The sequence below is a fragment of the Enterobacter cloacae complex sp. P47BA genome, assembly GCF_014930485.1.
Lineage (GTDB): Bacteria > Pseudomonadota > Gammaproteobacteria > Enterobacterales > Enterobacteriaceae > Enterobacter > Enterobacter bugandensis.
Genome location: NZ_JADBRF010000009.1, coordinates 177,187 through 187,824, shown reverse-complemented (window position 1 = coordinate 187,824; position 10,638 = coordinate 177,187). Strand labels below are relative to the sequence as shown.

At 56.5% G+C, this 10,638-nt stretch carries 10 protein-coding genes; 7 read left to right on the top strand and 3 right to left on the bottom strand.

Annotated elements, in window-relative coordinates:
• Positions 1-91 precede the first annotated feature (91 nt).
• Positions 92-1,759 (bottom strand): energy-dependent translational throttle protein EttA, encoded by a 1,668-nt coding sequence (gene ettA, locus IM299_RS11570; RefSeq protein ID WP_003856515.1) that lies wholly within the window; start codon positions 1,757-1,759, stop codon positions 92-94.
• Between the two features lie 227 nt (positions 1,760-1,986).
• Between ettA and sltY the strand changes: the two genes are divergently transcribed.
• Both sltY and trpR read left to right on the top strand, forming a co-directional pair.
• The gene (gene sltY, locus IM299_RS11565) at positions 1,987-3,924 is read left to right on the top strand and encodes a murein transglycosylase (protein WP_045631123.1); all 1,938 of its coding nucleotides are present in this window, start codon (positions 1,987-1,989) and stop codon (positions 3,922-3,924) included.
• Positions 3,925-3,979: 55 nt separating this feature from the next.
• Positions 3,980-4,309 carry a trp operon repressor gene (gene trpR / locus IM299_RS11560; protein ID WP_024907404.1) on the top strand — a complete coding sequence of 110 codons (330 nt, stop codon included), beginning with the start codon at positions 3,980-3,982 and terminating at the stop codon, positions 4,307-4,309.
• Here the strand turns inward: trpR and yjjX are convergent.
• Complete coding sequence (yjjX, locus tag IM299_RS11555; protein ID WP_045259419.1) at positions 4,300-4,815, bottom strand: inosine/xanthosine triphosphatase; 516 nt, start codon at positions 4,813-4,815, stop codon at positions 4,300-4,302. The two genes, trpR and yjjX, sit on opposite strands and share 10 nt — an antisense overlap.
• Positions 4,816-4,865: 50 nt before the next feature.
• Here yjjX and gpmB point away from each other — a divergent pair, with 50 nt between their 5' ends.
• Positions 4,866-5,513: a 2,3-diphosphoglycerate-dependent phosphoglycerate mutase GpmB gene (gene gpmB / locus IM299_RS11550; protein WP_008502057.1), complete on the top strand. Its 648-nt coding sequence runs from the start codon at positions 4,866-4,868 to the stop codon at positions 5,511-5,513.
• Here gpmB and robA read toward each other — a convergent pair.
• Positions 5,510-6,379, bottom strand: a complete 870-nt coding sequence (gene robA, locus IM299_RS11545; RefSeq protein ID WP_028015450.1) for an MDR efflux pump AcrAB transcriptional activator RobA — start codon at positions 6,377-6,379, stop codon at positions 5,510-5,512. The genes gpmB and robA overlap by 4 nt on opposite strands.
• A gap of 211 nt (positions 6,380-6,590) precedes the next feature.
• On the opposite strand from robA, the gene creA reads away from it, so the two are divergent.
• Genes creA through creD form a run of 4 tightly spaced genes read left to right on the top strand, consistent with a single transcriptional unit; the run spans position 6,591 to position 10,598 of the window.
• Complete coding sequence (gene creA, locus IM299_RS11540; RefSeq protein ID WP_014882476.1) at positions 6,591-7,061, top strand: protein CreA; 471 nt, start codon at positions 6,591-6,593, stop codon at positions 7,059-7,061.
• 14 nt (positions 7,062-7,075) lie between these two features.
• On the top strand, positions 7,076-7,765 hold the full coding sequence (creB, locus tag IM299_RS11535; protein ID WP_047363400.1) for a two-component system response regulator CreB: 690 nt from the start codon (positions 7,076-7,078) through the stop codon (positions 7,763-7,765).
• Entirely contained in the window at positions 7,765-9,189 is a 1,425-nt protein-coding gene (creC, locus tag IM299_RS11530) for a two-component system sensor histidine kinase CreC (protein ID WP_048957855.1), read from the top strand. The genes creB and creC overlap by 1 nt, the downstream gene beginning before the upstream one ends.
• Positions 9,190-9,245: 56 nt before the next feature.
• Entirely contained in the window at positions 9,246-10,598 is a 1,353-nt protein-coding gene (creD, locus tag IM299_RS11525; protein WP_041911278.1) for a cell envelope integrity protein CreD, read from the top strand.
• Positions 10,599-10,638 lie beyond the last annotated feature (40 nt).

Here is a 10,638-nt window from a genome sequence, read left to right as displayed (position 1 = left end):
GGGTAAACATTTCCGGATTCTTACACAGCCACTGGATCGGTCAACCGATCCTTAACTGATCGGCATTACAACCGAGGTTGCCGTTTTGCTTTTATTTCGCAATACGCTTGTACTTAATACGCTTCGGCTCCAGCGCGTCTGCGCCCAGCGTGCGTTTTTTGTACTCTTCGTATTCGGTGAAGTTACCTTCGAAGAACTCCACTTTACCTTCGTCCTGGTAGTCCAGGATGTGGGTCGCGATACGGTCCAGGAACCAGCGGTCGTGCGAGATAACCATGGCGCAGCCCGGGAATTCCAGCAGGGCGTTTTCCAGTGCGCGCAGGGTTTCGATATCCAGGTCGTTGGTCGGTTCATCGAGCAACAGAACGTTACCGCCCACCTGCAGCAGCTTCGCCAGGTGCAGACGACCACGCTCGCCGCCGGACAGCTCGCCCACGCGTTTGCCCTGGTCGGTGCCCTTAAAGTTAAAGCGTCCAACGTAAGCGCGGCTTGGCATCTCGGTGTTGCCGATACGCATGATATCCAGCCCGCCGGAAACCTCTTCCCACACGGTTTTGCTGTTATCCATCGCGTCACGGAACTGGTCTACGGAGGCCAGCTTCACGGTTTCACCCAGGGTGATTGAGCCGCTGTCTGGCTGTTCCTGACCGGACATCATACGGAACAGGGTCGATTTACCCGCGCCGTTCGGACCGATGATGCCAACGATAGCGCCTTTCGGTACGGAGAAGGTCAGATCGTCGATCAGCACGCGGTCACCGTAGGACTTACGCAGGTTGGTCACTTCAACCACTTTATCCCCCAGACGTGCTCCAGGCGGAATAAACAGTTCGTTGGTTTCGTTACGTTTCTGGTATTCGGTGTTGTTCAGCTCTTCAAAGCGTGCCAGACGGGCTTTGCCCTTAGACTGACGGCCTTTCGCGCCCTGACGAACCCACTCCAGCTCTTTCTCGATAGACTTGCGACGGGCCGCTTCCTGAGACGCTTCCTGCGCCAGACGCTGATCTTTCTGCTCCAGCCAGGAAGAGTAGTTGCCTTCCCACGGAATACCTTCACCGCGGTCCAGCTCCAGGATCCAGCCGGCGACGTTGTCGAGGAAGTAACGGTCGTGGGTAATTGCCACCACGGTGCCTTCGAAGTCGTGCAGGAAGCGCTCCAGCCACGCCACGGATTCCGCATCCAGGTGGTTGGTCGGTTCGTCGAGCAGCAGCATGTCTGGTTTTTCCAGCAGCAGGCGGCACAGCGCCACGCGGCGGCGTTCACCACCGGAGAGATTCGCGATTTTCGCATCCCAGTCCGGCAGACGCAGGGCATCCGCCGCGCGCTCCAGCTGCACGTTCAGGTTGTGACCGTCGTGCGCCTGGATGATCTCTTCATATTTGCCCTGCTGAGCGGCCAGTTTGTCGAAGTCCGCATCCGGCTCGGCGTATTTGGCATACACTTCATCCAGACCTTTCAGCGCGTTAACCACTTCGGATACCGCTTCTTCAACGGATTCACGTACGGTGTGTTCCGGGTTCAGCTGAGGTTCCTGCGGCAGGTAGCCGATCTTGATGCCTGGCTGCGGACGGGCTTCACCTTCGATGTCTGTATCGATGCCGGCCATGATGCGCAGCAGGGTGGACTTACCGGCACCGTTGAGACCCAGCACACCAATTTTTGCGCCCGGGAAGAAGCTCAGCGAGATATTTTTAAGAATATGACGTTTCGGCGGGACAACTTTGCCGACACGATGCATGGTATAAACGAATTGAGCCACGTGGACTTCGCCTCTTTTATCGTAAATGAGAAGGAATTTCAGCCTCGAAGTGTAGCCTTTTTCACGCCCTAATCCCAGCCAGGAACGTCGGGAGTGTTAAAACGCGCAAGAAAGGTAAAAAAGTGTCCATGACGTGGCGCGTTGCTGGATGCCTGGTTAGCATAAGTTGTTGTGACTTTGACGTGGCAAGACGCTGCAATTGACGAAAAAACAATGAGGAAGAGCTTGTGGAAAAAGCCAAACGGGTGGTCTGGCGTCTGCTGGCTGCCAGCGTATGCGTAATGGCGGTAAGCCAGGCGGTGCATGCCGATTCACTGGATGAACAACGTAACCGCTACGCCCAGATTAAACAGGCGTGGGACAACAAGCAGATGGATACCGTGCAGGCGCTGATGCCGACGCTGAAGGATTATCCGCTGTATCCGTATCTGGAGTATCGCCAGATTACCGACGATCTGATGAACCAGCCAACCGTCACCGTGAATAATTTCATTCAGGCGAACCCGACCCTGCCGCCTGCCCGAAATCTCCAGTCTCGTTTTGTGAATGAGCTGGCGCGGCGTGAAGACTGGCGAGGCCTGCTGGCGTTTAGCCCTGACAAGCCGAATACCACCGAAGCGCAGTGTAATTACTACTATGCGAAATGGGCGACCGGGCAGCAGGAAGAGGCCTGGGCCGGGGCGAAAGATCTGTGGCTAACCGGCAAAAGCCAGCCGAACGCCTGTGATTCCCTGTTCGGCGCATGGCGCGCTTCCGGCAAGCAGGATCCGCTGGCCTACCTTGAGCGCATCCGCCTGGCGATGAAAGCCGGCAACACGCGTCTGGTAACCGCACTGGCAGGGCAGATGCCGTCCGATTACCAGACGATCTCCTCGGCGGTTATCGCGCTGGCAAACGATCCGAACAGCGTCCTGACCTTTGCCCGCAGCACGGGCTCGACCGATTTTACCCGCCAGATGGCGGCGGTGGCTTTTGCCAGCGTGGCGCGTGACGATGTCGAAAACGCGCGGCTGATGATCCCGCAGCTGGTGCAGGCGCAGCAGCTGAATGAAGATCAAACCCAGGAGCTGCGCGACATCGTGGCCTGGCGACTGATGGGCACGGACGTGACCGACGAACAGGCGCGTTGGCGTGACGATGCGATCATGCGCTCAAACTCGACCTCGCTTGTCGAGCGCCGCGTGCGCATGGCGCTGGGCACCGGCGACCGCCGTGGCCTCAACACCTGGCTCGCGCGTTTGCCGATGGAAGCCAAAGAGAAGGACGAATGGCGCTACTGGCAGGCCGATCTGCTGATGGAGCGCGGTCGTGAAGACGAAGCCAAAGAGATTCTTCACTCGCTGATGCAGCAGCGCGGGTTCTACCCGATGGCGGCGGCGCAACGGCTGGGCGAGGAGTACACGCTCAGGATAGACAAAGCGCCCGCTAACGCGAACCCCGCTCTGACGCAGGGGCCAGAGATGGCGCGCGTGCGCGAGCTGATGTACTGGAACATGGATAACACCGCGCGCAGCGAGTGGGCCAACCTGGTGACCAGCCGCACCACGGATGAAAAAGCGCAGCTTGCCCGCTATGCGTTTGATAATCGCTGGTGGGATCTGAGCGTGCAGGCGACGATTTCAGGCAAGCTGTGGGACCATCTCGAAGAGCGTTTCCCGCTGGCGTATAAAGATCTGTTTGACCGATACACCAGCGGCAAAGATATCCCGCAAAGCTACGCCATGGCGATTGCCCGTCAGGAGAGCGCATGGAACCCGAAAGTTCGTTCACCGGTGGGTGCCAGCGGGCTGATGCAAATTATGCCGGGGACGGCGACGCATACGGTGAAGATGTTCAACATTCCAGGTTACAGCAGCCCGTCACAGCTTCTCGATCCGGATACCAACATCAACATCGGCACCAGCTATTTGCAGTATGTCTATCAGCAGTTTGGCAATAACCGCATCTTCGCGTCGGCGGCATATAACGCCGGTCCAGGCCGCGTGCGCACCTGGCTTGGCAACAGTGCAGGACGCATTGACGCAGTGGCGTTCGTGGAGAGCATTCCGTTCTCGGAAACGCGCGGCTACGTGAAGAACGTGCTGGCCTATGACGCCTACTATCGCTACTTCATGGGGCAGAAAGATACCCTGATGAGCGATGCCGAGTGGCAGAGACGTTACTGATCGGCATGGGTTGTGTTATGCTGTACTCGCTAAAGAGTACAAGAGGCAGCATAACATGACCCAGCATTCCCCGTATTCCTCGGCAATGGCCGAACAGCGTCACCAGGAGTGGCTTCGTTTTGTGGAGCTGCTTCGCCAGTCTTACGAGCAGGATTTGCACCTACCCCTCATGCAGCTGATGCTTACGCCGGACGAGCGTGAGGCGCTGGGCACGCGCGTGCGGATTATTGAAGAGCTATTGCGCGGTGAGATGAGCCAGCGCGAGCTGAAAAACGAGCTAGGCGCGGGCATCGCGACGATCACCCGTGGATCGAACAGCCTGAAGTCTGCGCCGGTTGAGCTGCGCCAGTGGCTCGAGTCGGTCTTATTGAGCGATCAACGATAAATGGCGTTATGAAACGGGCTCAGCGCCAGGATCACCGCCTGATGGTAAACCCCTGAACGCGTGAGCTTACCCGCCGTAAAGACGCCAATCGCCCCTTCTTTACGCCCAATCTCATCAATGCCGGTGTACTGTGACATCACCGGCCCGAGCGCTTCACCTGCACGCACTTTTTCCAGAATGATCTCCGGCAGCGGCAGGGTGGCTGAGCGCGCTTCGCCGCGCTGCTCACGGCTTTCAATCACCACCCAGCTAAAGGTTGCGCCTTCGTCGATGCCTGCTTCAATGGCGACCCAGTAGTCAGCCTTCGGGGCCGCGGCTTTTGCATTTGCCACGCGATTTCGTGCGCCAGCGCGCGTTTCCTCGCTGCCAAACGGCTGTTCAGGTACGCCACTCTCGACGCCGATGGCCTCAATATGGCAGGATCCTTCGCCGAAAATCTCTTCAAAAGCCTTTAGAATTGCCTGAATTTTGGCAGGATTGGTGGTAGCAGAGACAACATGGTGCATAATTAAGCTCGATTCAAAAAAAACTCATCGCAGTATAACGGAAAAAAAGCATGTTACAGGTATACCTTGTTCGCCACGGTGAAACGCAGTGGAACGCCGAGCGACGTATTCAAGGCCAGTCAGACAGTCCTCTCACCGAGAAGGGTGTGCAGCAAGCGTGGCAGGTGGCGGAACGCGCCAGAACGCTGGGCATTACCCACGTTATTACCAGCGATTTAGGTCGCACACAGCAGACGGCGCGCATCATTGCCGACGCCTGCGGCTGCGATGTGATGCTTGAGCCGCGCCTGCGCGAGCTGGATATGGGCGTGCTTGAAAAGCGCCATATTGATACGCTGACGGAAACGGAGGAAGGCTGGCGCCGCACGCTGGTGAACGGTACCGAAGATGGTCGTATTCCTGAAGGGGAATCCATGCAGGAGCTGAGCGTGCGTATGCATGCCGCGCTGGCGGAATGCCTCAAGCTTCCGGCAGGCAGCCGTCCGCTGCTGGTGAGTCACGGTATCGCGCTCGGCTGCCTGGTGAGCACCATTCTGGGGTTACCGGCTTACGCTGAGCGTCGGTTACGCCTGCGTAACTGCTCCATTTCCCGGATTGATTATCAGGAAAGCGCGTGGCTGGCGTCGGGCTGGGTCGTGGAGATGGCAGGGGACATTTCGCATCTCGATGCCCCTGCGCTTGATGAACTGCAGCGTTAACGACGGACAGGAATCAAGAATTCCATACGCAGATTGATTGGGCCTTCTTCCGGTTTGGCATCCTGCGCCGGGTAGTAGCGCTCGATATCCTGACCTTTACGGCGATTCAGATTCAGCATTGGCATGCAGGTCCCGTAAACGGTCAGGATAAACTCCTGGACGCCCGTACCCAGTCCTTCATACGAGAACATCACGTACTCGCCGCCTTCCAGCACGACCGGCTTCGAACCCTGAATGTAGCCATTCGCCAGCTCCGGCGTCAGCGCGGTGGTGTAAAACACCTCCTGCTCGTCGTCTTTTTCCTGGCTTGGGTGCGTTTCGTTGAGGCCATACAGGATCGGCGGAATGGCCGGCGCATGGCTCAGGAAATCGCGCCAGAACTGAACGCGCATCTGATGGCGGAACTCAGAAATCTGCTCCAGAGAGCATGAATAGCTCTGGGTTGTACCGATCAGATGGGTTTCCGGCAGAGTGACCATTTCGTATTTCGGCATCGCGAACTCGCCCAGACGCAGCGGCGGACGCATACCAAACGAGCTCCAGTCAGGCGAGCGGCGATAGAGCGCTGGCGTCAACGAGAACTGTTTTTTAAAGGCGCGGGTGAAGGTCTGCTGCGAATCAAAACGGTACTGCAGGGCAATATCCAGAATTGGCCGCGCGGTCAGGCGCAAAGCCACCGCAGATTTCGATAAACGACGTGCGCGAATATAGGCACCGATAGCATGACCGGTGACATCCTTGAACATCCTTTGCAGATGCCACTTGGAATAGCCCGCTTTAGCCGCCACATTATCCAGTGACAAAGGCTGGTCGAGATGACCTTCCAGCCAGGTGAGCAGGTCGCGAATAATTCCAGCCTGATCCATATACTATCCTCATCCTTAAAACAGCAGGTGCCTGATAACAGGTTAGCGGATAATAGCATTTTTTGATGTTTTAGCATTCAGTGTTTTTTTTGCGCATTAATGCCTTTTCTCTCTCATTTTGGGTGAATATATTCTAATCCTGTGATCTTGCTACATTTTTGACTAACGTGTTGAATAATCGCTCAATGCAATTTTAAAGAATGGTAACAATATGAAATACAAGACTTTGCTTCTTACTGCCCTGTTACTGGTAGCGGGCCGTGCGGCGCAGGCGGAACAGATTGGTTCTGTCGATACCGTGTTCAAAATGTTCGGTCCGGACCACAAAATTGTGGTGGAGGCGTTTGACGATCCGGACGTGAAAAACGTCACCTGCTACGTCAGCCGCGCGAAGACGGGCGGTATTAAAGGCGGCCTGGGGCTGGCGGAAGACACTTCCGATGCGGCAATCTCCTGTCAGCAGGTGGGACCGGTTGAGCTGAGCGATAAAATCAAAAACGGCAAAGCGCAGGGCGATGTGGTGTTCCAGAAACGGACCTCGCTGGTGTTTAAAAAGCTGCAGGTGGTGCGTTTCTATGATGCAAAACGCAACACCCTGGCCTACCTGGCGTATTCCGATAAAGTGGTGGAAGGGTCACCGAAAAACGCCATTAGTGCGGTGCCGATTATGCCGTGGCATTAATTCAGGGATGAACCATGCAACGACCTGTAGTCTGGCTGGTTGAAGACGAAACCAGTATCGCCGATACGCTAATCTACATGCTTCAGCAGGAAGGATTTGCAGTAAAAGCGTTTGAGCGCGGTTTACCGGTGCTGGAGGCGGCGCGCCAGCAGGCTCCGGCGCTCGCCATTCTTGACGTCGGGCTGCCGGACATCAGCGGCTTTGAGCTCTGCCGCCAGCTTCTGGCGCAGCATCCGTCACTGCCCGTGCTGTTTCTGACGGCACGCAGTGACGAAGTGGATAAACTCCTCGGCCTGGAAATGGGCGCAGACGACTACGTCGCCAAGCCTTTCTCCCCGCGTGAGGTGTGCGCCCGGGTAAGGACCATTTTACGGCGGATGCAAAAATCCGCCGCCCCAGCGGAGACGGTGCGTATCGGACAGTTTGAGCTGAACGAAGCTGCCGCGCGAATTAGCTGGTGCGGTGAAGCATTACCGCTCACGCGCTATGAGTTTTTGCTGCTTAAAACGTTACTACAGGCTCCGGGACGGGTTTTCTCTCGGCAACAGTTAATGGACAAGGTGTGGGGCGAAGACGGCGACAGTTACGATCGTACCGTGGACACTCACATCAAGACCCTGCGCGCCAAGCTGCGGGCAGTGAATGAGGAACTGTCACCCATCAGCACCCATCGCGGTATGGGCTATAGCCTGGGGCTTTATTAATGCGCATCGGAATGCGTTTGCTGCTGGGGTACTTCCTGATCGTCGCCATCGCCGCATGGTTTGTGCTGTCGATCTTTGTTCAGGAAGTGAAGCCCGGCGTGCGCAGGGCAACCGAGGGCACGTTGATCGATACCGCGACCTTGCTCGCCGAAGTTGGGCGTGAGGATCTTCTTTCGGGCAATGCGCAGCAGGGCAGACTGGCGCAGGCCTTTTTACAGCTCCATCAGCGGCCTTTCCGCGCCAATATCGGCGGCATTCATAAGGTGCGCAACGAGTATCACGTCTACATGACCGATGCGCAGGGCCGCGTCGTGTTTGATTCTGCCGGCCTGGCCGTGGGGCAAGATTACTCTCGCTGGAACGATGTCTGGCTGACGCTTCGCGGCCAATACGGCGCGCGCAGTACCCAGAGCCATCCCGACGATCCGGAGAGCACGGTGATGTATGTTGCCGCACCGGTTGTGGAGCAGGGCAAGATTATCGGCGTGCTGTCGGTCGGGAAACCTAACAGTGCGATGGCGCCGGTTATCCAACGCAGCGAGAGGCGGATTCTGTGGGCTGGCGGGGCGCTGCTTGGCATTGCTTTACTGATCGGTTTTCTCGTCGCCTGGTGGATCAATCGTTCCATCAGTACGTTATCGCGCTATGCCGACTCGGTGACCACTGATACGCCTCTCCCGCTGCCTAATCCAGGCAGTAGCGAACTGCACAAGCTGGCTCAGGCGCTGGAAAATATGCGTATTCGTCTTGAGGGGAAAAACTACATTGAACATTATGTCCATGCGCTGACCCACGAGCTGAAAAGCCCAATAGCCGCCATACGCGGCGCGGCAGAAATTCTCACCGAGCAGCCGCCGCCGCAGGTGGCCGCGCGGTTTATCGATAATATTCTGGTGCAAAACGCGCGTATGCAGTCGCTGGTTGAAAAACTGCTGACTCAGGCGCGGCTTGAAAATCGGGTCGAGATTACGCCCCAGGCCGTCCGCGTCGACCTGCTGTTTACACGGCTTGCCGACGCGCGTTCGGCGCTATTGGCGGCAAAAAAGATTGCGCTGACCCTCCAGCCCGCTTCGCTTCTTGTTGAAGGCGATCCCGACCTGCTCGAACAGGCGCTCGGTAATTTACTGGATAATGCTATCGATTTTACCCAACAGGGCGGCGCCATTGAACTGGCGGCCCGGGAAGAGCAGGGGCAGATACGGCTGATCGTCACCGACAGCGGAAGCGGGATCCCGGATTATGCGCTGGATCGTATTTTTGAGCGCTTTTATTCCCTGCCGCGCGAGAACGGGTTGAAAAGTAGCGGACTCGGGCTGGCGTTTGTTCAGGAGGTGGCGCGTCTGCACCACGGAGAGATTACATTGCGTAATCGTGATGAAGGTGGCGTGATAGCCACGCTGACACTTCACCGTCCCTTCACATAACTTCAAACTGGCCCCACACAGCCTGGTTACGCTCTCCACATCACAAAGGAGACGTAATGATGAAATCCCCCCTGTTCTGGAAAGTAAGCACCCTGCTGGGGTGCATCCTGCTGTTGTTAGTCCCACTGTTTATGGTGAGTAACCTCATTTCAGAGCGTGAAAGCTACCGCAACGATGTCGAAAATACGCTTCGCCAGAGCACCAGCGGGCCGCAAAAATTGGTCGGCCCGCTGATTGCGATCCCGGTAACCGAGGTTTTTTATAAGTTAGAGGATGAGAAAAAAGTCGAGTACAAGAAAAGCTATATGCATTTTATCCTGCCGGAGTCTCTGCGCGTTGAGGGTAACCAGCGCGTTGAGTCGCGAAATATCGGCATTTATGACGGACAGATCTGGAATACCGACCTCAACATAAAAGCCCGATTCAACACGGAAAAAATGACGCAGCTGAAAGGGGAGTCGATGACCCTGGGGCAGCCGTTTATCGTTGTTGGCGTGGGCGATGCTCGAGGCATTGGCACGGTGAAAGTCTCTAGTATCAACGGCGAGACGCTAAGTGTGGAGCCGGGTACAGGCGTGTATGGCGCGCTTTCCGGTATCCATATCCCGCTGACTGACAAAGCGCTGGAATTAAAAACGTTTGCTATGGATATTTCGCTGAATCTGACGGGAACAGGAAGTTTTGCCGTGGTACCTGTAGGACGTAGCAGTGAAATGGCGCTGAACAGCAACTGGCCGCATCCTGGCTTTATGGGTAATTATCTGCCGGTGAAGCATAAAATTGGTGACGCCGGTTTTCAGGCGAACTGGCAGAGCAGCTGGTTTGCGAACAATCTTGAGAGCTGGTTCAACGGAAGCGAGTCGCCGTCATGGGAGTCGATCCCCGCCTTCAGCGTTACGGTAGCCACGCCCGCCGATCAGTATCAGCTGACTGACCGGGCGATCAAGTACGCCATTTTGCTGATTGCGCTGACGTTTATGGCCTTCTTTGTTTTCGAGACCTTAACCGGGCTGCGCCTGCACCCGATGCAGTATCTGCTGGTGGGGCTGTCGCTGGTGCTGTTCTATCTGGTGCTATTGGCGCTATCAGAACATGTCGGGTTTACGCCAGCCTGGGTAGTTGCAAGTTTGGTTGGTGCGGCGATGAACGGAATGTACCTGCAGGCCGTGCTGAAAAGCTGGAAGCGCAGCGGACTGTTTGTGCTGGCCTTGCTGGGGCTGGACGTGGTGATGTGGTTCCTGCTGCGCTCGGAGGATAGCGCACTGCTGTTGGGGTCTGCGGTTCTCGCGCTGGCGCTGTTCGCCGTCATGTACCTGACTCGTCATTTCGACTGGTATTCGCTTTCACAGCCGAAGCGACCTGCACCGCCCGCAGAGCCTGATAACGACACAATGCGGATCTGGAAATAAAAAAAACGGCGCAAATGCGCCGTTTTTCATGCGTTAACTG